The organism is Streptomyces sp. CB02414, from assembly GCF_001905385.1.
Lineage (GTDB): Bacteria > Actinomycetota > Actinomycetes > Streptomycetales > Streptomycetaceae > Streptomyces.
Window position 1 is genome coordinate 406,431 of record NZ_LIPF01000008.1, and the last position, 20,709, is coordinate 427,139.

Annotated in this window: 18 protein-coding genes and 1 pseudogene; 11 read left to right on the forward strand and 8 right to left on the reverse strand. The window is 74.4% G+C overall.

Annotation, left to right across the window (positions count from 1 at the left end; translation table 11 throughout):
- The first annotated feature begins 1 nt into the window (after window position 1).
- On the forward strand, window positions 2-1,816 hold the full coding sequence (locus tag AMK11_RS27000) for an ABC transporter permease subunit (RefSeq protein ID WP_073730656.1): 1,815 nt from the start codon (window positions 2-4) through the stop codon (window positions 1,814-1,816).
- Window positions 1,813-3,075 (forward strand): MDR family MFS transporter, encoded by a 1,263-nt coding sequence (locus AMK11_RS27005; protein WP_073730657.1) that lies wholly within the window; start codon window positions 1,813-1,815, stop codon window positions 3,073-3,075. The genes AMK11_RS27000 and AMK11_RS27005 overlap by 4 nt, the downstream gene beginning before the upstream one ends.
- Window positions 3,076-3,099: 24 nt before the next feature.
- Here the strand turns inward: AMK11_RS27005 and AMK11_RS27010 are convergent, their stop codons facing one another.
- Together AMK11_RS27010 and AMK11_RS27015 are read right to left on the reverse strand one after the other, a co-directional pair.
- Window positions 3,100-3,636, reverse strand: coding sequence for a hypothetical protein (locus AMK11_RS27010; RefSeq protein WP_073730658.1), 537 nt, complete (start codon window positions 3,634-3,636; stop codon window positions 3,100-3,102).
- Window positions 3,637-3,702: 66 nt separating this feature from the next.
- A complete protein-coding gene (locus AMK11_RS27015; protein WP_073730659.1) occupies window positions 3,703-4,485 on the reverse strand; it encodes a CDP-alcohol phosphatidyltransferase family protein in 783 nt (260 codons plus the stop codon).
- Between the two features lie 107 nt (window positions 4,486-4,592).
- On the opposite strand from AMK11_RS27015, the gene AMK11_RS37855 reads away from it, so the two are divergent.
- From AMK11_RS37855 to AMK11_RS39265, 5 genes are all read left to right on the forward strand, one after another.
- Window positions 4,593-5,579 carry a zinc-dependent alcohol dehydrogenase gene (locus AMK11_RS37855; protein WP_073730660.1) on the forward strand — a complete coding sequence of 329 codons (987 nt, stop codon included), beginning with the start codon at window positions 4,593-4,595 and terminating at the stop codon, window positions 5,577-5,579.
- Window positions 5,580-5,723: 144 nt separating this feature from the next.
- Complete coding sequence (locus AMK11_RS27025) at window positions 5,724-6,122, forward strand: 6-pyruvoyl trahydropterin synthase family protein (RefSeq protein WP_073730661.1); 399 nt, start codon at window positions 5,724-5,726, stop codon at window positions 6,120-6,122.
- A gap of 5 nt (window positions 6,123-6,127) precedes the next feature.
- On the forward strand, window positions 6,128-7,333 hold the full coding sequence (locus AMK11_RS27030; RefSeq protein ID WP_073730716.1) for a glycosyltransferase family 4 protein: 1,206 nt from the start codon (window positions 6,128-6,130) through the stop codon (window positions 7,331-7,333).
- 350 nt (window positions 7,334-7,683) lie between these two features.
- Window positions 7,684-8,676, forward strand: coding sequence for a class I SAM-dependent methyltransferase (locus tag AMK11_RS38040; protein ID WP_241847095.1), 993 nt, complete (start codon window positions 7,684-7,686; stop codon window positions 8,674-8,676).
- Window positions 8,649-9,854, forward strand: coding sequence for a lysylphosphatidylglycerol synthase transmembrane domain-containing protein (locus AMK11_RS39265; RefSeq protein ID WP_073730663.1), 1,206 nt, complete (start codon window positions 8,649-8,651; stop codon window positions 9,852-9,854). Before AMK11_RS38040 ends, AMK11_RS39265 begins: the two co-directional genes overlap by 28 nt.
- Here the strand turns inward: AMK11_RS39265 and AMK11_RS27045 are convergent.
- Window positions 9,740-10,462 (reverse strand): annotated as a pseudogene (locus tag AMK11_RS27045) (creatininase family protein); the annotation flags it as partial. The gene AMK11_RS39265 and the pseudogene AMK11_RS27045 overlap by 115 nt on opposite strands.
- Before the next feature lie 73 nt (window positions 10,463-10,535).
- On the opposite strand from AMK11_RS27045, the gene ribA reads away from it, so the two are divergent.
- A complete protein-coding gene (gene ribA, locus AMK11_RS27050; RefSeq protein ID WP_073730717.1) occupies window positions 10,536-11,198 on the forward strand; it encodes a GTP cyclohydrolase II in 663 nt (220 codons plus the stop codon).
- Window positions 11,199-11,211: 13 nt separating this feature from the next.
- Here the strand turns inward: ribA and AMK11_RS27055 are convergent, their stop codons facing one another.
- Both AMK11_RS27055 and AMK11_RS27060 read right to left on the reverse strand, forming a co-directional pair.
- On the reverse strand, window positions 11,212-12,444 hold the full coding sequence (locus tag AMK11_RS27055) for a serine hydrolase domain-containing protein (RefSeq protein WP_073730718.1): 1,233 nt from the start codon (window positions 12,442-12,444) through the stop codon (window positions 11,212-11,214).
- Window positions 12,445-12,509: 65 nt separating this feature from the next.
- Entirely contained in the window at window positions 12,510-13,394 is an 885-nt protein-coding gene (locus tag AMK11_RS27060; protein WP_073730665.1) for an NAD(P)-dependent oxidoreductase, read from the reverse strand.
- A gap of 157 nt (window positions 13,395-13,551) precedes the next feature.
- On the opposite strand from AMK11_RS27060, the gene AMK11_RS27065 reads away from it, so the two are divergent.
- Complete coding sequence (locus tag AMK11_RS27065) at window positions 13,552-14,145, forward strand: TetR/AcrR family transcriptional regulator (RefSeq protein WP_073730666.1); 594 nt, start codon at window positions 13,552-13,554, stop codon at window positions 14,143-14,145.
- A 46-nt stretch (window positions 14,146-14,191) separates the two neighbouring features.
- Here the strand turns inward: AMK11_RS27065 and AMK11_RS27070 are convergent, their stop codons facing one another.
- On the reverse strand, window positions 14,192-15,550 hold the full coding sequence (locus AMK11_RS27070; RefSeq protein WP_073730667.1) for an MFS transporter: 1,359 nt from the start codon (window positions 15,548-15,550) through the stop codon (window positions 14,192-14,194).
- Between the two features lie 162 nt (window positions 15,551-15,712).
- A complete protein-coding gene (locus AMK11_RS27075; protein ID WP_073730668.1) occupies window positions 15,713-16,378 on the reverse strand; it encodes a TetR/AcrR family transcriptional regulator in 666 nt (221 codons plus the stop codon).
- Between the two features lie 185 nt (window positions 16,379-16,563).
- Between AMK11_RS27075 and AMK11_RS27080 the strand changes: the two genes are divergently transcribed.
- Together AMK11_RS27080 and AMK11_RS27085 are read left to right on the forward strand one after the other, a co-directional pair.
- Window positions 16,564-17,442: a shikimate dehydrogenase gene (locus AMK11_RS27080; RefSeq protein ID WP_073730669.1), complete on the forward strand. Its 879-nt coding sequence runs from the start codon at window positions 16,564-16,566 to the stop codon at window positions 17,440-17,442.
- Window positions 17,443-17,456: 14 nt separating this feature from the next.
- Entirely contained in the window at window positions 17,457-19,253 is a 1,797-nt protein-coding gene (locus AMK11_RS27085; RefSeq protein WP_073730670.1) for a bifunctional sugar phosphate isomerase/epimerase/4-hydroxyphenylpyruvate dioxygenase family protein, read from the forward strand.
- Here the strand turns inward: AMK11_RS27085 and AMK11_RS27090 are convergent.
- Window positions 19,240-20,700, reverse strand: a complete 1,461-nt coding sequence (locus tag AMK11_RS27090) for a membrane-associated oxidoreductase (protein ID WP_073730671.1) — start codon at window positions 20,698-20,700, stop codon at window positions 19,240-19,242. The genes AMK11_RS27085 and AMK11_RS27090 overlap by 14 nt on opposite strands.
- Window positions 20,701-20,709: the final 9 nt, after the last annotated feature.

Consider the following 20,709-nt stretch of genomic DNA (forward strand, 5'->3'; position numbering starts at 1 on the left):
CGTGCGGCAGCGGGTGGCCACCGTGGTGTGGCGGGTCGTGCTGGCGGCGGGACTGGTGTGCGGGGTCGGGTTGCTGCCGTGGCTGACGCAGACCGATCCCGCCCACACCGTGCTCAAGGCGCGGTCCGCCGAGCGTGAGCCCACGCCCGAGGTACTCGCCGGCATACGCGCACAGCTCGGCCTCGACGGCGGGCCGCTGCACGTGCTCGGGCGGTGGCTCGGCGGGCTGGTGCGCGGGGACGCCGGGCAGTCGTGGATCTCCGGGAGCGACGTCCTGCCCGACGTCTTGCGAGCGCTCGGGGCCTCGCTGCTGCTCATGTCCGTCGCGCTCGTCGTCGCCGCTCTCACCGCCGGGCTGATCTGCGCCCGCACACTGCGGCTGGGCGCCCGGCGGCGGCTCGGTGGGCGGCGGCGCGGGGGGAGCGGGTCCGCCGTGATCGCCTCGCTGCCCGAGTTCCTCGTCGCCTCCGTGCTCGCCACCGTCGTCGGGGTGCAGTTGGGGTGGCTGCCCGCGCTGGGGTGGTACGGGCCCCAGTGGACCGTGCTGCCCGCGCTCGCGCTAGGGCTGCCCGCCGGGGCCGTGATCGGGCGGCTGCTGGATGATCTGCTGCCGGGTGCCTTCGGTGAGCCGTGGGCGCTGGCCGCCGCCGCCCGCGGGCTGACGGGCCGGCGCATCGCACGGCAGGCGCTGCGGCGGTGCGTGCCCGCGCTGCTGCCCAACCTCGGGCTGTTCGTCGTCGGACTCACCGGCGGTGCCGTCGCCGTCGAGCAGGTCTTCGACATTCCCGGCCTCGGGCGCACCACCCTCCAGGCCGCCCTCGCCCAGGACCTGCCCGTCCTCCAGGCCGGCACCCTCGCCCTCGTCATCCTCGCCGCGCTCGCCACCGGCGCCACCCGCCTCGCCGCCCGCCTGCTCACCGGGCCCGCCCTGCGCGACGGCGCCCTGTCCTCCCTGCACCGGCCCACCCCGCCCGCCGGCGGCGTGCTCCCCCTCGTCTACGGTGCCGTCCTGCTCGCCGTCGTGGGTGTGGGGCTGACGCGTGACCCGCTCGCCCTCGACACGGGGGAGCGGCTGCTGGCGCCCTCCCTCGACCATCCCTTCGGCACCGACTCCCTCGGGCGCGACCTGCTCGCCCGCGTCGGGCACGGCGCGCTCGACACCCTGCTGCTCGCCTCCGGCATCAGCGCCGCCGCGCTGCTCGCGGGCGTACTCCTCGGGCTCGTGCCCCGCGTGTCCGGGCCGCTCGTCGACACCGTCAACGCCGTGCCGCCCGTACTCGTCGCCCTCCTCGTCACCGCCGTCGCGGGCAGTGGAGCGGCCACGCCCGCCCTCGCCGTGGGTGCCGTCGCCTGGGCGCCGCTCGCCGCGCACACCGCCGCGCTGCTGCGCCAGGAACGCGCCACCCTGCACATCACCGCCACCCGGGGGCTGGGGGCGGGACGATGGTATCTGCTGCGGCGCGAACTGCTGCCGGCCGTGCTGCCGCCCGTCCTGCGGCACGCGCTGCTGCGGTTGCCCGCCGTCGCCCTCTCCCTCGCCTCGCTCGGGTTCCTGGGGCTGGGCGCCCAGCCGCCGTCGCCCGAGTGGGGACTGCTCCTCGCCGAGAACCAGCCCTACGCCGAACGCGCCCCCTGGGCCGTCCTCGCACCCGCCGCCGTACTCGCCCTGCTCGGCGCCCTCGCCGTCACCGCGGCGGGCGGACTGCGCCGGCCCCGGTGGCGACGCGGAGGCGCCGGCCCGGTCGTCGCCGGACAGCCGGCCACGGACAAGGACGCGGACAAGGACGCGGACAGGGAAATGGCCGGAGCGCGATGATCTCGCTGTTCACCGGACGGAAGGCCGGACGGAAGGCCGGACGGAAGGAAGGCACCGCCGCCGGCCCTGCGGCCGCGCCGCTCTCGCCGCTGCTGCGCCTCCTCGTCCTCACCCAGCTCGCCTTCAACATCGGCTTCTTCGCCGTGCTGCCCTTCCTCTCCGAGCATCTGGGGCAGGGCATCGGCATGGCGGGGTGGCTGGTCGGGTTCGTGCTCGGGCTGCGGACCTTCAGCCAGCAGGGGCTGTTCGTGGTGGGCGGAGCGCTCGCCGACCGGTACGGCATCCGGCCCGTCGTGCTCGCCGGGTGCGTGCTGCGGATCGCCGGGTTCGTCTGGCTCGGATTCGCCGAGCGGACCTGGGCCGTAGTGGCGGCCGTGCTGCTCATCGGGTTCGCCGCCGCGCTCTTCTCCCCGGCCGTCGAGTCCGAGGTGGCCCGGCAGGCGGTGGTGTGGGAGGAGGCGGGAGGCGGGGACCGGACCCGGGTGCTCGCGCTGTTCACCGTCGCCGGGCAGGCGGGGGCCTTCGTCGGGCCGTTGCTCGGCGCGCTGCTGCTGGCCGTCGACTTCCGTACCGCCTGCCTCGCGGGGGCCGGTGTCTTCGTGCTGGTCCTCGCCGGGCACGCGTGGCTGCTGCCGCAGCGCATACCCGGGCGGACCCAGGTACGGGTCAAGGGCGGGGCGCGGCTGCTGCTGCGCAACCGGCGCTTCCTCGCGCTGTGCTGCGCGTACGGCGCCTATCTGCTCGCCTACAACCAGCTCTACCTCGCCCTGCCCGCCGAGGTCGAGCGGGCCGCCGGTTCGCAGGCACCGCTGGCCTGGCTGTTCGCGCTGTCCTCGCTGCTGGTGGTCACGGCGCAGTTGCCGGTGACGCGGTGGGCGGGGGAGCGGCTGGCGCCGCGCCGGTCGATGGTGGCGGGGCTGGTGCTGGTCGCGGCCGGGTTCGGTGTCGTGGCGGTCGCCCGGCCCGCCGGGTGGACGGGAACGGGTGGGCTGGTGCCCGCCGCCGGGTTCGTCGTCCTGCTCACTCTCGGGCAGATGCTGGTCGCGCCCGTCGCCCGGGCCTGGGTGCCGGACCTGGCCGAGGACGGACGGCTCGGGCTGTACACGGGGGCACTGTCCTCGGTCTCCGGGCTCATCGTGCTCGTCGGCAGTTCCGCGACCGGGCTGCTGCTGGACGGTGGGCTGCCGAGCGCCGTGCCGTGGCTGGTCCTGGCCGTCGTACCGCTGGTGGCGGCGGGGCTGCTGCCCCGGCGGCACTGAGTTCCTCCGGTGCCGCCGGCACCCTCACTCCCTCACGCCACGGCCGGGGGCGGATGCCGCGCCCGTTACCGTCCAGATCGCCATGCCCCACAGGGAGAGCGCGGAGACGAGGCCCACCACGAGGCGGACGGTCCGGTCCGGTCCGTCCACGAGCCACACGGCCACGCCCGCCGCTCCGGCCGCGCTCAGCAGGGCCGCCGGTACGCGCAGCCGAGGCTGTTCGAACACCGCCGCGAGCGGGAGGAAGTGCAGCCCTACGACGATCGCGATCAGCGGGGGAATGAGTACGGGGTCCCCGGCGCGAGCGCACACCTGGGCGGTGATCAGGATCAACAGCCACTGGACAACGTTGATCTGGAGGAATCGCCGGCGCCGGTCGGCGGGGAACGGGCCGCCCGCCGACGCGGGAAGAGCGCGGCGCGCGGCGAGCATCAGCCCCACCGCGACGGCACAACCGGCCACGACCCCGGCCGGCCGCACCGAGCCGTCGAACGCACTCGAGGCCAGCAGCCACCAGCCCAGCCCGAACAACGCGAGGAATCCCACCCCTGACTTGAACACGATCGACACCCTAGGCGGAACAGCAAGCTGCCGATGGCGAACGAGGGGAAGGCTCCGCGACCCGGCTCACCGGGCGACGGGCTCCCGCACCGCCGCCCGCGCCAGTGTCGTCCGCGGCATCCGCGACGTCCGCCACAGCCACAGCACGTCCCGGCCGAAGGACCACACCAGCAGCCCCAACGCCAGCGTCACCACACCCGCGTTGACCGGTCGCGGGAGCAGGTCCGCGCCCGCCACCAGCAGCAGCACGCCCTGCAGCGCGGCCACCGTCTTGCGGGCCGTGCTCGGCGGCAGCGGGGCGGTCAGCCACGGCCACACGCGGGCCGCGGCGACGAAGACGTAACGCATGCCGCCGATCAGCAGTACCCACGGGCCCTGGTCCGCCGCGACGTACACACTGAGCACCAGGATCAGGAACGCGTCGACCTCCATGTCGAAGCGGGCGCCCAGCGGGGAGCAGGTGCCGGTGCGGCGGGCGACCTTGCCGTCCACGCCGTCCAGGAGCAGGGCCACGGCCGTCAGGCCGACGAGGAGGGAGACGGGCGGTGCGCCGCTGAAGGAGTCCGCGACCAGTGCCGTCACCCCGCCGACCAGGGTGGCCCGGCCGAGGGTGACCCGGTTGGCCGGGCCGAACGACGGCAGCCGGGAGCGGTGCAGGGCCCTGGAGAGCACCGCCCAGGACGCCAGCGCGAAGGCCAGGCCGGTCAGCCAGCCCGCGGTGCCCATGCCGATCGCGGTACCGAGCAGCGCGAGCAGGAGTATCTGCGCGGCCGCCCCCACCGCGGTCTCCTGCTGAACGGGCCTCGCGTCGTAGGTTCCGTAAGCGTCGTACGTGTTGTTCAGGGCCACCGAACACCCTCCGGCCGAGTGACAGAGTCGATCGACGCCGCTACTGTGCGCGGCTCGTGCATCCCTCGGTACGTGGGCGGCTTCGCGATCGTTCAGGAGGACATCCGATGACAGGCACCGCACGTGCGTTCTGGCTCGACTCGCCCGGCCGGGGCGTGATCCGCGAGGTGCGGCTGCCCGAGCCGGGGGCGGACGAGGTGCTGGTGCGTACGCTCTTCAGCGGGGTCAGCCGGGGCACGGAGACGCTCGTCTTCGGCGGCCGGGTGCCCGAGAGCCAGTACGCCGCCATGCGCGCGCCGTTCCAGGAGGGCGACTTCCCGGGGCCGGTGAAGTACGGCTACCTCAACGTGGGGGTGGTGGAGGCGGGGCCGGGGGACCTCGTCGGCCGGACCGTCTTCTGCCTGTACCCGCACCAGACGCGGTACGTCGTCCCGGCCGCCGCCGTCACCCCGGTGCCCCCGGCCGTGCCCGCCGGGCGGGCCGTGCTCGCCGGCACCGTCGAGACCGCCGTCAACGCGCTGTGGGACGCGGCGCCCCTGGTCGGGGACCGGATCGCCGTAGTCGGCGGCGGCATGGTCGGCTGCTCGGTGGCCGCGCTGCTGGCCCGCTTCCCGGGCGTCCGCGTCCAGTTGGTCGACACCGACCCGGAACGTGCCAAGGCCGCCGACGCGCTCGGTGTCGGCTTCGCGTCCCCCGGCGACGCCCTCGGCGGCCTCGATCTCGTCGTGCACGCCAGCGCGACCGAGGCGGGACTCGCCCGGTCGCTGGAGCTGCTGCGGCCCGAGGGGACCGTCCTCGAACTCAGCTGGTACGGCGACCGGAGCGTCGCCCTCCCGCTCGGCGAGGCCTTCCACTCCCGGCGCCTGACCCTGCGCGGCAGCCAGGTCGGCACCGTCTCCCCGGTGCGCGCGGCCACCCGTACCTACGCCGACCGGCTCGCCCTCGCCCTCGACCTGCTCGCCGACCCGGCGCTGGACGCGCTCGTCACCGGCGAGTCCGCGTTCGCCGAACTGCCCGACGTCATGCCGGGGTTGGCCTCCGGTGAGGTCCCCGCCCTGTGCCATCGGATCAGGTATGCCGGGGACGACGACTGAGGCCGCACCGAGTCATCGGCGCCTGACCTTGAGAAAGAGCCGCGGCCGCTGAACACGGGCAGGCACCCGGCCGTAAAGGACGGTACCCCGCGCAGCGACAGGCGGGGGACCAGACCAGACGTGCCACACCTGGAGGGTCGTCCGTTGTTCAGCATCACCGTCCGCGATCACATCATGATCGCCCACAGCTTCCGCGGCGAGGTCTTCGGGCCGGCGCAGCGCCTGCACGGAGCGACGTTCCTGGTGGACGCCACCTTCCGGCGCGAGCAGCTGGACGACGACAACATCGTCGTCGACATCGGACTGGCCACCCGGGAACTGGCCGCCGTCGTCAGCGAGCTGAACTACCGCAACCTCGACAACGAACCGGACTTCGCCGGCGTCAACACCTCGACCGAGTTCCTGGCGAAGGTCGTCGCCGACCGGCTCGCCGAGCGCGTGCGCAAGGGCGCGCTCGGCGAGGGGGCCAGGGGCCTGGCCGGCCTCACCGTGACCCTGCACGAGTCGCACGTCGCCTGGGCGAGTTACGAGCGTACGCTGTGACGGACATGTCGACCGAACCGGCGGTTCCCCCGACGCCGACTCCGGGACGCGCTCGTCTCGCCTACGTGCCCGCACAGACGACGGCCGCCCCGAGGAACGGTGGAATCGTCCCCATGTCCCTGCGCTCCGTGCACTTCGTCATGCCCGGCGGGGTCGACGACCCGGCCGCGCCCAGCGGCGGCAACGCCTACGACCGGCGCGTGCGGCTGGACCTGCCCGGCTTCGGCTGGCGGGTGCGCGGGCTGCCCGTCGGCGGGGCCTGGCCACGGCCGGACGACTCCGCACGCGCCGGACTCGCCCGTGCCCTGCGGCGGTTGCCGGACGGAGCCGTCGTACTGCTCGACGGGCTGGTCGCCTGCGGCGTACCGGAGATCGTCGTCCCGGAGGCGGAGCGGCTGCGCATGGCCGTCCTCGTCCACCTCCCGCTCGGCGACGAGACCGGCCTCGATACCGCCGTCGCCGCCGGGCTGGACGCCCGCGAGCGCGCGGTGCTGCGGGCCGTCCCCGCGGTCGTCGCCACCAGCGACTGGGCGGTGCGCCGGCTCGTCTCCCACCACGGGCTCGACCCGGCCCGCGTCCACGTCGCCGCGCCCGGCGCCGACATCGCGCCCCTCGCGCCCGGCACCGACGGCGTCTCCCGGCTGGTGTGCGTCGCCGCCGTCACCCCGCGCAAGGGCCAGCACCGGCTGGTGGAGGCGCTGGCGACCGTCGCCGACCTGCCGTGGAGCTGCGTGTGCGTCGGCGGGCTCGGGCACGACCCCGAGTACGTCGGCCGGCTGCGGGAGCGGATCGCGGGGCACGGCCTGGCGGAACGGCTGGTGCTCGCCGGACCGCGCTCCGGCGCGGAACTGGACGCCACCTACGCCACCGCCGACCTCCTGGTCCTCACCTCCTACGCCGAGACGTACGGCATGGCCGTGACGGAGGCCCTCGCGCGCGGCATTCCCGTGCTGGCCACCGACGTCGGCGGCCTGCCGGAGGCGGTGGGGCGCGCCCCCGACGGCGGGGTGCCCGGCATCCTCGTCCCGCCGGAGGAGCCCGCCGCGCTCGCCGCCGAACTGCGGGGCTGGTTCGGCGAGGCGGACGTACGGCGCCGGCTCAAGGCCGCGGCACGAGGGCGCCGCGCGGCCCTGAACGGCTGGGCGGTCACGGCCCGGAACCTGGCCGCGGTACTGCACCGGCTGACGGACGGACCCCGGAGGGCGGCATGAGGAAGACGACGGCACCGGCCGCGGGAGCCATTCCGGCCCAGCCCGGCCCGCAGGACGCCGCCGAGTCCACGAACGGTGTGCTCCCCGGCGCCGGACCGGCCGGCGGCCGGCCGACGCGACGACCGGCGGAGCCGTGGGGGGTGTCCGCCGGGGGACGACAGGGGGCGCGGAGCGCGGACCTGCCCGCCGTGGCCGACGAGCCGGCCTCGCCCGCCGTGTCCGCCGGCTGGCCCGCCGCCTGGGCCGTCGGACGGCCGAGCGAGCGTGCGGACCCGGGGGGCACGCGGAGCGAGGACGGTCCCGGCCGATGCGAGGAACGGCAGGATGAGGGGCTCGCGGACGGCAGTGGCATCGACCGGGCCGGAGCACTCGCCCACAATCCCACCGCACCCGCCGCCCCGCCGGTCACGGGACGGCAGCTCACCGACGGCCCCGCCCCGCCCGCCGCCGAGCGAGCCACCCTCCGCCTCCGCGCCCCCGCCGCCCCCGGCACCCCCGAACACCCCGACGCCCCGCCGCGCTTCGCGCCCGAGTGGCTGCGGCTCCGTGAGCCCGCCGACGGCGCCGCTCGGGCGCACGATCTGCTCGACCCGCTCCGCATCCGCCTCGCCAACCTGCCGAGCCGGGCGGACGGGCTGGTCGTGCACGACGTGGGCTGCGGCACCGGCTCGATGGGACGCTGGCTCGCCCCGCTTCTCGACGGCGCCCAGCACTGGGTGCTGCACGACCGCGACCCCTACCTCCTGCACTTCGCCGCCGTCGGCGCACCACGTTCGGCGGCGGACGGAAGCCGCGTCACCGTCGAGACCCGGCGCGGCGACCTCGCCCGGCTCACACCGGACGCGCTGGCCGGCGCCGGGCTGGTGACGGCGTCCGCGCTGCTGGACGTGCTCACCGCGGAGGAGGTGGGCGCCCTCGCCGCCGCCTGCGCCGCGGTGGGCTGCCCGGCTCTGCTGACGCTCTCCGTCGCCGGGCGGGTCGAACTCACCCCCGCCCACCCCCTGGACGCCGAGATCGTCGAGGCGTTCAACGAGCATCAACGGCGCGCCGGCATGCTCGGTCCGGACGCGGTGACCTGCGCCGCGGAGGCATTCGCCGCGCACGGTGCCACCGTACGGGAGCACCCCAGTGAATGGAGGCTGGGCCCGGACGAGGCAGCGCTCGCCGAGCAGTGGCTGCGCGGCTGGGTCGGCGCGGCCGTGGAGCAGCGGCCGGAGTTGGGCGAGCCGGCCCGCCGGTACCTGGAGGAGCGTCTCGCCGCCTGTGCCGCGGGGGAGTTGGGCGTCGTCGTGCACCACACCGACCTGCTGGCGCTGTGCCGGCCCACGGGCGGTACGCCGTGAGCGCGCCGGCGGTGGCGACGCGCCGGCACCCCTCGACCACCACCACCGTCACCACCGGCGGCGACGGCGCCCCGCCCCGCCGCCGGGCCGCCCTGCGCACCCGCCTGGGAACTCTCGCCGGCCTCATCATCCTCGGCGTGCTCCTGTGGCGGACGGGGACCGGTCCCCTCCTGAGCGGGCTGCGCGGGATCGACGGGCCCACGCTGCTGGCGGCGCTCGGCATCGGGCTCGTCACCACCGTGTTCAGCGCCTGGCGCTGGGCCCTGGTGGCCCGGGGGCTGCGCATCCGGCTGCCGCTCGGACCGGCCGTCGCCGACTACTACCGAGCACTGTTCCTCAACGCCGCCCTCCCCGGCGGTGTCCTGGGCGACGTGCACCGCGCGGTGCGGTACGGGCGTATCGCCGGAGACCTGGGGCGCGGAGTGCGGTCCGTCGTCCTCGAACGCGCCGCCGGGCAGGTGGCGTTGATGCTCGTCGCGGTCGTCGTGCTGCTCACCATGCCGTCCCCGGTGCTGGCCGGGGCCCGGCAGATCGCGCCGCTCGCGGGGTTGGCGCTGGCCGGGGCGCTCGCCGTCGTCCTCGCCCTGCGTGTGCGTCGTGCGCCCTCCCACGGGAGGCGGCGGGCGATGCTCGCCGAGGCGCGCGAAGCGCTGCTGTCCCGGCGCAACCTGCCGTGGGTCGCGGTGTCGTCGGCCGTCGTCCTGGCCGGGTACCTCGCGATGTTCGTCCTCGCCGCCCGCGTGGCCGGCAGCGGCGCCCCCGTCGCCGTACTGACACCGCTGGCCGTGCTCGCGCTGCTCGCCATGACGCTGCCGCTGAACGTCGGCGGCTGGGGCCCCCGGGAGGGCGTCACCGCCTGGGCGTTCGGCGCGGCCGGGCTCGGTGCCGGCACCGGACTGGGCGTGGCGGCGGTGTACGGGGTGCTCAGCCTCGTGGCGAGCCTGCCCGGCGCCGTCCTCCTCGTCGCACGCCGGTACGGGGGGACACGCGCGGTGCCGGCGGCGGCCGAGGGCGGCCCCGGCGGGCACTACCCGCGTTCGCCCCCCTGCCGGGGCACGTCCGCCGCCGTCAGGACCGAGAAATACGCCCCGAAGGAATCCGCGAGGCTCGCCAGCAGTTCCTTCCCCTTTTCCGCCGAAGCGAGTGACGGGCGCCCGATGACACCGGAATCCGTATAGGCGGACATACCGAGGGAGAGCAGATGACGCCGGTCGTCCGCGACGAAATCGGCCGCCTCGTAACCGGGCCGGACCAATTCGGGATGCGTGTGCAGAAGAACGGAGGTCTCTATTTCCCCCGCGTGCATGTCGGTGAGCAGCGAGGTCGCCACCCCCGCCCGCTCCCGGGCCGTCTCCCAGTCCTCCGCGGCCGGGAACAGCGCCATCCGCTCGCCGCGCGCGGAGGCCTCCTGGACGACGTTGCCCAGGACGTAGTTGCCGCCGTGGCCGTTCACCACGACCAGGGCGTCGACACCCGAGCGCCGCAGGGACTCCGCTATGTCCCGCACCACCGCGTGCAGGGTCACCGCGGAGACGCTGACGGTCCCCGGCCAGTCCGCGTGCTCGTGCGAGCAGCCGATCGTCACCGGCGGCAGCGGGTGCACCGGGTAGGCGGCGGCGATGCGGCGGGTGATGGCGCAGGCGACGAGCGTGTCGGTCGCCAGCGGCAGATACGGCCCGTGCTGCTCGTAACTGCCCACCGGCAGCACCGCGACCTGGCGCGGCGCTCCGGCGCCCCGCCCGCGCACGTCCTCGGTCGTGTCCGCCGGCACCAGTGAGACATCCATTTCCGCACGGCCTTTCGTCTCGGTCGAAAAAACTGTTGAGCCATTAGAGCATCTGTTGAGGAACGCGAGAATGATGACCGAAAAAATTGGTGTACTCGGCAAAAAGGCGGCGCAGCGCACGGACGTGGAGCGCGTCGTGGTGACACCGTTGCCCACCGTGTACGGCAAATTCCGGGTGTACGGCTATGTCGACCACGAGCGCGGTGACGAGCAAGTCGCCCTCGTCCACGGCGATCCGGGCACCGACGGTGTGCTCACCCGGCTGCACTCCGAGTGCCTGACGGGCGACGCCTTCGGCTCCCGGCACTGCGAGTGCGGCGCCCAACTCGCCTCGGCGCTGCGGGAGGTGGCCGCCGCCGGAAGCGGTGTCGTCGTCTATCTGCGCGGGCACGAGGGGCGCGGCATCGGGCTGCTCGCGAAGCTGCGTGCGATGGCGTTGCAGGCCGAGGGCCTGGACACCGTGGAGGCGAACCTCGCCCTCGGCCTGCCGGTGGACGCCCGCGACTACGGCGTGGCCGCCCGCATCCTGGCCGACCTGGGGGTGCGTTCGGTGCGTCTGATGTCCAACAACCCGCGCAAGCGGGAGGCGTTGGTGCGGCACGGCATCGAGGTCACCGAGCAGGTGCCGCTGCTGATACCGCCGTGCGAGAGCAACATCACCTACCTGCGCACCAAGCGGGAACGGCTCGACCACCACCTGCCCCACCTCGACGCGGTGGCACACCTGTCGTCCTGAGCCGAAAAGAGGGTCAGTCCACCACGGCGGCCGCCACCAGACGCTTGAGGTCCGGGTAGACCGAGTGCGAGGACTTCGGCCGCACCTGCGTCATGAACTGCACCGTCAGGTCGTGCTCCGGGTCGACCCAGAAGGTGGTCGTCGCCACCCCGCTCCAGCCGTACGTGCCGAGCCCGGACGGCGCCTGGGTGCGGCCCGGGTCGATCACCACGGAGACCCCGAGGCCGAAGCCGACACCGTCGTTGCCGGGCCGGTCGTGCGCCGGGCGGCTGCCGAAGGCGCGCAGGTCGGCGTCGCCGGGCAGGTGGTTGCGGGTCATCAGGTCCACCGTCGCGGGGGCGAGCAGGCGGGCACCGTCGAGTTCGCCCCGGCGCCGCAGGAGTTCCGCGAAGCGGTGCACGTCGTACGCCGACGAGACCAGGCCGCCGCTGCCCGACAGGAACCGCGGCCGGCCGCCCCGCAGCGGCAGTCCGGGGACCGGCTCGATGCCGCCGTCGTCCGTCTCGCCATACAGCTCGGCCAGCCGGTCCGCCTGCTCGTCGCTCACGTGGAACCCGGTGTCCGTCATGCCGAGCGGGCCGAAGATCCGTTCGGCGCAGAACGCGTCGAGGGGCTGCCCGGACACCACCTCCACGAGCCGCCCGAGCACATTGCTGGCCACCGAGTAGTTCCACTGCGTGCCCGGCTCGAACTGGAGCGGCAGCCCGGCGTACAGGTCGACGGTCTCGGCCAGGCCGGCGCCCGGCCGCACCGACGACTCCAGGCCGGCCGCCCGGTACAGCGCGTCGACCGGGTGGGCGTGGTAGAAGCCGAAGGTCAGCCCGGCGGTGTGGGTCATCAGATGCCGGACGAGGACCGGCCCGGCGGCCGGCCGGGTGACCGCGTCGTCCGCGGGCCCCTCCACGTACACGCGGGGCTCGGCGAACGCCGGGAGGTACCGGTCCACCGGGTCGTCGAGCGACAGCCGTCCCTCCTCCACCAGCATCAGCACGGCCACCGCCGTGACCGGCTTGGTCATGGAGTAGATCCGCCACAGCGTGCCGGCCGTCACGGGCAGCCCGGCCGCGACGTCCCGCAGGCCGTGCACGGTCAGGTGGGCGACGCGCCCGCCGCGGGCGACGGCCACCAGGAACCCGGGCAGCCGCCCCTCGTCGACCTGCCCGGCGAAGTGCCGGTCGAGCCGGTCCAGCGCCTTCGCGTCCAGTCCTGCCGCGTCCGCGTCGGTCTCCTGCCGCAGCGGTGCCATGCCCATCGCCTCCCTGTCGTTCACCGAGGTGCGTCCGGCATACCCCGCGGGGGCGCCTTCAGACCTCAGGACCCGCCGCGCGCGCCGGTACGCGCCTCGATCGCGCGCAGCACCGCCACCATGTCCTCGCCGCCGTGTCCGAGGGCCACCGTCTCCTCGAACAGGGCGTGGGCGGCGTCGAGGAGGGGGGAGGCGAGCCCCGCCCCGCGGGCGGCCTCGGCGATCAGCCGGTTGTTCTTCAGGACGTCCAGGGCCGCGGCCTGCACACTGAAGTCGCCCGCCAGCAGCTTCGGCGCCTTCATGCGGGAGACGGCGCTGGCCATGGGGCCGGCTTCGAGCACGTCGAGGAAGCGGCCGCGGTCCAGACCCTGGCGTTCGGCGAAGTGGAAGGCCTCGACGAGGCCGGTCACCTGAGTGATCAGGAACAGGTTCACCGACAGTTTCGTCAGCAGCGCGTCCGGCACCGGGCCGCACACGAACGACTCGTGGCACAGGGGAGCGAGGAGCGGCGCGACCTCGGCCACCGCGCTCTCCTCGCCGGCCAGCATCGCCACCAGCCGGCCGTTCTCCGCCGGTACGCGGGAGCCGGAGACGGGCGCCTCGACGTAGCGTCCGCCCGCCGCGCGGACGTCGGCCTCCAGGCGGCGTGAGTACTGCGGTGACGTGGTGCCCATGTGGACGACCGTGCGCCCGGTGACGCGGGACGCGAACCCCGGCGTTCCGCGTACCAGGACCGCGTCCGTCGCCGCTTCGTCGGCGAGCATGAGGAACACCGTGCCGGTCCGCTCGAAGACCTCGGCGGGACCGGTCGCCACCTCGGCGCCGGCCGTGCGCAGGGGCTCGGCCCGTGCCGCCGTGCGGTTGAACACCACGAGCGGTGTCCCGGCGTCCGCCAGGCGCAGCGCCATCGGCTGACCCATGACGCCGAGACCGATGAAACCGACCCGCATGACGCACCACCCGTCCGTCCGCCACGGGCACGCCGCTCGGTGCGCCCTCGGGCTATGACACTCGTCATAGTAGCTCTGTTCATGACGGCCGTCATAGAGTGGTCGCGCGCCGCCGCGGGCGCGGTGGACGGCGCGCGACGGTGCAGGGAGGCCGGCGATGGGGAAGCCCGAACGGGGACCGAGGGAGCGGATGGTCTTCAGCGCCGCCCAGCTCATCCGCCGCGACGGCGTGCAGGCGACCGGGATGCGCGACGTCGCCGCGCATGCCGGGGCGCCCCGGGGTTCGCTCCAGCACTACTTCCCCGGCGGCAAGGAACAACTGGTCGGCGAGGCCCTGCGATGGGCGGGACGGTACGCGGCCAAGAGGGTCTACCGCTTCCTGGCGGCGATGGAGCGGCCGACGCCGAGCGGGCTGTTCGCGGCGATGGTGGCCCAGTGGACCGACGAGTACGAGACCGCCGGCTTCGCCGCCGGGTGCCCGGTCGCGGCGGCGGCGGTGGACTGCGCCGGGAGCAGCGACGCCACCCGCGAGGCGGCCGCCGACGCCTTCGCCACCTGGACCCGGCCCGTCGCCGACGCGCTGACCGGCATGGGCGTGCCCGCGGCCCGGTCCGAGCCGCTCGCCACGCTGATGATCAGCGCCCTGGAGGGCGCGGTCGTCATCGCCCGCGCCGAGCGGGACGTCCGGGCGCTGACGACCGTCGCCCGCGAACTCGGCCCGCTGCTGGACGCCGCCGTCATGCCCGCGTGAAGCCGCCGGCGGCCGCGTCACGGGCGGCGGGCCGGCGGCCATCGCCTCAGGCCGTCACCGTCTCCGGCCGCGTGCTCCGAGCCGGGACCCGCTCGCCCAGCTCCTCCGTCGGCACCCGGTGGGTCTCCCGGGCCGACAGCGCGGCGATCACCGGGGGGACGCACAGCGCCGCCGTGAACAGGGCCACCGCGAACCAGTCGTCGCCGTCCGGACCGGCGATCTGCGCCGCGAACGTCACCGCGAACCCGGCCACCGCGAAGCCGATCTGCGTGCCGATCGCCACGCCGGACAGCCGGACCCGGGTGGAGAACATCTCGCCGTAGAAGGCGGGCCACACGCCGTTCGCGGCGCTGTAGACGACGCCGAAGGCGATGATGCCGGTGAGGAAGGTGAGCGCGTACGAGCCGGTCGAGATCGCCCACAGGTACAGGAACATCGTCACCGCGCTGCCCACCGCGCCGATCAGGTACACCGGGCGCCGGCCGATCCGGTCGGACAGCGTCGCCCACAGGGGGATGGCGGCGAGCGCGACGACGTTGGCGAGGGCACCCACCCACAGCATCGCGGTACGGGACATGCCGACCGAGTCGCTGGTGGCGTACGCCAGCGCCCACACCGTGAAGATCGTGCTGACCGAGGCGATCAGCGCACCCGCGACCACCCGCAGCACGTCCGCCCAGTGGTCGCGCGCCAGCACGGCCAGCGGCATCTTCACGACGCCCTCCGTGGCGGTCTGCTGCGTGAAGGCCGGCGTCTCGTCGAGCCTGCGGCGGATGACGTAGCCGACGACCGCGACCACGACGCTCAGCCAGAACGGCACACGCCAGCCCCAGGCCAGCAGGTGCTCCTCGGGAAGGGCGGCGACGGGGAGGAAGACCAGGGTGGCGAGCAGTTGCCCGCCCTGGGTGCCGCTGAGGGTGAAGCTGGTGAAGAAGCCGCGTTTGCCGGGCGGCGCGTGTTCGAGCGTCATCGAGTTGGCGCTGGCCTGCTCGCCCGCCGCCGATATGCCCTGGAGGATCCGGCACAGCACCAGCAGGACCGGGGCGAGCGTGCCGACCTGGTCGCGCGTGGGCAGACAGCCGATGAGGAACGTCGAGACGCCCATCAGGATCAGCGTGAACACCATGATCTTCTTGCGGCCCATGCGGTCGCCGATGTGGCCGAGGAAGAACGCGCCGACCGGGCGGGCGGCGTACGCGACACCGAACGTGGCCAGCGACAGCAGGGTCGCGGTGGCCGGGTCGGACTCGTCGAAGAAGATCTCGGGGAAGATCAGGGCGGCGGCGCTGCCGTAGATGAAGAAGTCGTAGTACTCGAGCGCGCTGCCGATCCAGGCGGCGGTCGCCGCCTTCTTCGGCTGGCCGGGCGGGGCGGCGCCCTGGGAGGCGGGGGCGGGGACGGACACGGCGTTGCTCCTTCGGGGGACTCCACGGTAGGCGGAGTGAGCGGAGGGGAGAAGTGCCGATCGGCTAATTAACCCACTGGGTAGTTAGTCGCGGTTGGGAAGGGATGTTGCGCGCACGTCTCCCGCGTGTCAAGGGGTCCCGCCGCCCCGGAGCCCGGACGCTCAGTCCGCCGCGCGCTCCGCCGTCAGGTAGGCGATCACCATGTCGCCGAGCATGCTGCGGTAGTGCTCGCGCTGGTCCGGGGCGATGAGGTCGCGGCCGAACAGGGCGCCGAAGGTGTGCCGGTTGGCGACCCGGAAGAAGCAGAAGGAACTGATCATCGCGTGCAGGTCGACGGCGTCCACGTCGGCCGTGAACAGGCCGGAGTGCTGCCCTTCCTCCAGGATGCGGCGGATCACGTCGAGGGCCGGGGAGCCGATGCTCGCCAGCATCTCCGAGGACGCGATGTGCTCGGCGTCGTGGATGTTCTCGATGGAGACCAGGCGGATGAAGTCCGGGTGCCGTTCGTGGTGGTCGAAGGTCACCTCCGCCAGGCGCCGGATGGCCGCCACCGGGTCCAGGTGCTCGACGTCGAGCTGCTGCTCGGCCTCCCGGATCACGCCGTACGCCCGCTCCAGCACGGCCGTGAACAGCTGCTCCTTGCCGCCGAAGTAGTAGTAGATCATCCGCTTGGTGGTGCGGGTGCGGGCGGCGATCTCGTCGACGCGGGCCCCGTCGTAGCCGGCCCGGGCGAACTCCCGCGTGGCCACGTCGAGGATCTCGGCCCGGGTGCGGGCGGCGTCGCGGGTGCGCGTGCCGGGTCGTGCCGGTTCGTCGACGCTGGTCATCGGGTTCCTTCGGGGGCCGGGGCGGAACTGCGGGCGGGGGAGGCGGCTGCGGTCGAGGGGCGTGCGGTGATTGTAGAAGCCCCGGCCTTCCCCTCCGCCCCGGCCTCCTGCTATGACTATGACTAACGTACTGGTTCGTACATTGGTTGCTCGGGCACGGACCCGAGCCGCTCAGGAGGTCCCCGGTGGCCAAGGACTCGTATCTCGTCGGGCTGATCGGCTCCGGCATCGGCCCGTCGCTCAGCCCGGCACTGCACCAGCGCGAGGCCGGCCGGCAGGGTCTGCGCTACCTGTACCGGCTGATCGACATCGACACCCTCGGGGTGCCGCCCGAGGCGGTGGGCGACCTGCTGCGCGCGGCCCGGGACCTCGACTTCGACGGGCTGAACATCACCCACCCGTGCAAGCAGCTCGTCATCGAGCACCTGGACGCGCTCGCCCCGCCGGCCGAGGCGCTCGGCGCGGTCAACACGGTCGTCTTCGACGACACCGGCCGGGCGACCGGTCACAACACCGACGTCACCGGCTTCGCCGCGTCCTTCGCCCGGGGCCTGCCCGACGCGCCGCTGGAGCGGGTCGTGCAGCTCGGTGCCGGCGGCGCGGGCGCGGCGGTCGCCCACGCCACGCTCACCCTGGGCGCCGGACAGGTCACCGTCGTGGACGCGCTGCCCGACCGGGCCGCCGCCCTCGCCGCCCAGCTCGAGGGGCACTTCGGCGAGGGACGCGCCGCCCACGCCACCCCGGACCGGCTGCCCGCGCTGCTGACCACCGCCGACGGCATCGTGCACGCCACCCCCACCGGCATGGCCGCCCACCCCGGCCTGCCCCTGCCCGCCGCGCTGCTCCACCCCGGACTGTGGGTCGCCGAGGTCGTCTACCGCCCGCTGGAGACCGAGCTGCTGCGCACCGCCCGCGCGCTGGGCTGCGCCACCCTCGACGGGGGCGGCATGGCCGTCTTCCAGGCGGCCGACGCGTTCCGCCTGTTCACCGGGCGGGAACCCGACGCGGTGCGGATGCTCGCCGACATCGCCGACCTGGCCGGCGTGGTCGGCGCCCCGAAGTAGGAAGAGGTACCGACGTGCGGACGTCCATCGCCACCGTCTCCCTCAGCGGCTCGCTCACCGAGAAGCTGACCGCCGCCTCCCGGGCCGGGTTCGACGGCGTGGAGATCTTCGAGAACGACCTGCTGGCCAGCCCCCTGACCCCCGAGGAGATCCGCGCCCGCTGCGCCGACCTCGGCCTCTCGATCGACCTCTACCAGCCCATGCGGGACATCGAGGCGCTGCCCGAGGAGGAGTTCGCCCGCGTCCTGCGCCGGGCCCGGCACAAGTTCGAGCTGATGGGCAGGCTCGGCGCGGACACCGTCCTGGTCTGCTCCAGCGTCTCCCCGCACGCCCTGGACGACGACGCCCTCGCCGCCGAGCAGCTGAGCCGCCTCTCCGGTCTGGCCGAGGACCACGGCATCCGCGTCGCCTACGAGGCGCTCGCCTGGGGCCGGCACATCAGCACCTACGACCACGCCTGGCAGGTGGTGAAGAGCGCCGGGCACCGCGCGCTCGGTACCTGCCTGGACAGCTTCCACATCCTCTCCCGGGGCAGCGACCCCAAGGGCATCGAGGACATCCCCGGCGAGAAGATCTTCTTCCTCCAGCTCGCCGACGCGCCGCTGCTCGCCATGGACGTCCTCCAGTGGAGCCGCCACTACCGCTGCTTCCCCGGCCAGGGCGGCTTCGACGTGGCCGGGCTGGTGCGGCACGTGCTGCGCGCCGGGTACGACGGCCCGCTCTCCCTGGAGGTCTTCAACGACGTCTTCCGGCAGTCCGAGGCCGGTCCGACGGCCGTGGACGCCCGGCGCTCCCTGCTGACCCTCCAGGAGACCGTCGGCCTCGCGGCCCCGCCCGCGCCCGCCCCGCCCACCGGGATCGCCTTCGCCGAACTGGTCACGCCCGACGCCGCCCCGGTCTCCGCCGTACTGGGCGCCCTGGGCTTCACCCGGACCGCACGGCACCGGGGCAAGCCCGTCGACCTGTGGCAGCACGGCGACGCCCGCGTCCTGGTCAACACCGGCCCGGCCGAACGCCGCGACGGCACCCGGCTGGCCGCCGTCGGCCTGGAGTCGCCCGACCCCGCCGGCGCGGCCCGCCGCGCCGAGGCCCTGCTCGCCCCGGTGCTGCCGCGCCGCCGCGCGCCCGGGGACGCGGCCCTGGAGGCGGTCGCCGCGCCCGACGGCACGGAGCTGTTCTTCTGCGCGACCGGACGCCCCGGACTGCCCGACTGGCGTGCCGACTTCGAGGACGTCGCACACCTCTCCCACGACGGCGAACCCCGGCGCGTCGACCACCTCTCCCTCACCCAGCCCTGGCACCAGTTCGACGAGGCGGCGCTCTTCCACCGCGCCGTGCTCGGGCTGCGCCCGCAGGAGAGCGTGGACGTCGCCGACCCCTACGGGCTGCTGCGCAGCCGCGCCGTCAGCACGGACGACGGCGCGGTCCGCATCGTCCTGACCGTCGGTCCGGCACCCACGGACGACACCGCGCACGCCCAGCACATCGCCCTGGCCACCGACGACGTGGTCGCCGCCGCCCGCCGCTACCGGGCGGCCGGAGGCACCCCGCTGCCGATCCCCGCCAACTACTACGACGACCTCGCCGCCCGTTTCGAGTTCGCCGACGGGGAGCTGGAGACGTACCGGGAGCTGGGCATCCTCTACGACCGCGACGCGCACGGCACCTTCCGGCACTGCTACACGCACACCGTCGGCCGGGTCTTCTTCGAACTCGTCCAGCGCGACGGCGGCTACCGGGGCTACGGCGCGGCGAACGCCCCGGTCCGGCTGGCGGCGCAGCACGCGGTACGCGGGTTCACTGGCGGCTGACGGTGCGGGTCAGGCCCGCGATCACCGTCGTGGCCAGGATCCAGCCCGTGATGATCAGGACGTAGGACAGTGTCTGATAGCCGCCCTGCGGGGCGAAGGCGTTCTCCTGCCCGAAGGAGATGACCGGCAGCAGCAGGTCCAGGGTGTAGAAGACCGGGTCGAAGTCGGGGGACTCGGCGGGCTTGAGCGGCGGCGGGTGGTGCAGCGCGTACGCGACCGATCCGACGGCCAGCAGGGACAGCAGCCAGCCGCCCGCGCGCAGCGGCCGGAAACCGTACCCGACCGTGACGTCCTGGAGATGCCCCCAGAGCCGGCCGTACCAGGGCAGGGTGCGCCGGTGCCGCCGCTGCTTGGCGAGCTGGACCCTGCGGGCCGCGTCGTCGTCGCCGATCCTGCGGTAGGAGGCGGTCAACTGCTCGTAGATGAAGGGCAGATAACTGTCGCCCTTCTCCAGCATCGGCAGCCGCCGCTCGGCCGGCTCGTGCGGGATGAGCGACGTGTACGTGAGGTCGTTGAGCTGGACCCAGTCCGGCACGACCTCCGGTTCCAGGAACAGCACGTCCACCTGGGTGCGGCGCAGATTGAGGACGCCCTCCACCACCGGACCCTGCCGCAGCCACAGTTCACCGATGACGCAACTGCTGGCCCGCAGCGCGGTACCGCCCGGGTTGGCCAGGCGCGCGTGCGACAGGTCCAGCCGGCCGGGTATGCGCGCGCCGCGCAGCTCCAGCCGGCCCCGCACCTCGGCGTTCCGCATCAGCACGTCGGATTCGGCCGCCAGCGTCTCCGCCTTCAGCGCGGTGCCGCCCGGCCGGTCGAGCACCGCGTCGGTCAGATTGACGGTCCCGGCCACCCGGGCGCCGTCGAGCCGCACCTCGCCGCGCGCCACGAGGCCCGGTGCCCACAGGTCGGCGCCGAGCACCGCCTGGTTGAGCTGGAGCACCGGCCCCTCGCTGTCCGGCGCGTCGTTCCGGGCGCTCTCCAGGTACAGGCTCCCGGTGACCTCCGCGCCCCCGAGCCTCACCATCCCGGAGAACCGGGCGCGGGTCAGCCGCAGCACGCCCTCCACCCGGACGGCGTGCGAGATCAGCCCGGGCAGCACGGACTCGCTCAGGTTCACCTCGCGCAACCGCGCTCCGTACAGGCGCGGCACGTCCTCGAAGTGGCAGTGGCGCAACCGCACCGGGTGGTCGACCGTCGCGTACTGGAGTTCCAGTGCGCCGGTGACGCGCACTCCTGCCAGATTGAGCGCGGGCACCTCGCCGTCCGCACGCGGACCGTCCAGGAGCAGCGCCCTCAGCACGTGGGCGCGGACGGTGCGTCCGGCGCCCCAGGTGCCGCCGTCGGCGGGGTCCTCGTCGTCGGCCGCGCGGAAGTCCACGAGGGCGCCCGTGGCGAACGCCCGCCAGACGCGCGTCTCGGCCGGTGTCAGGTCGTTGATCTCCATCAGGGATGG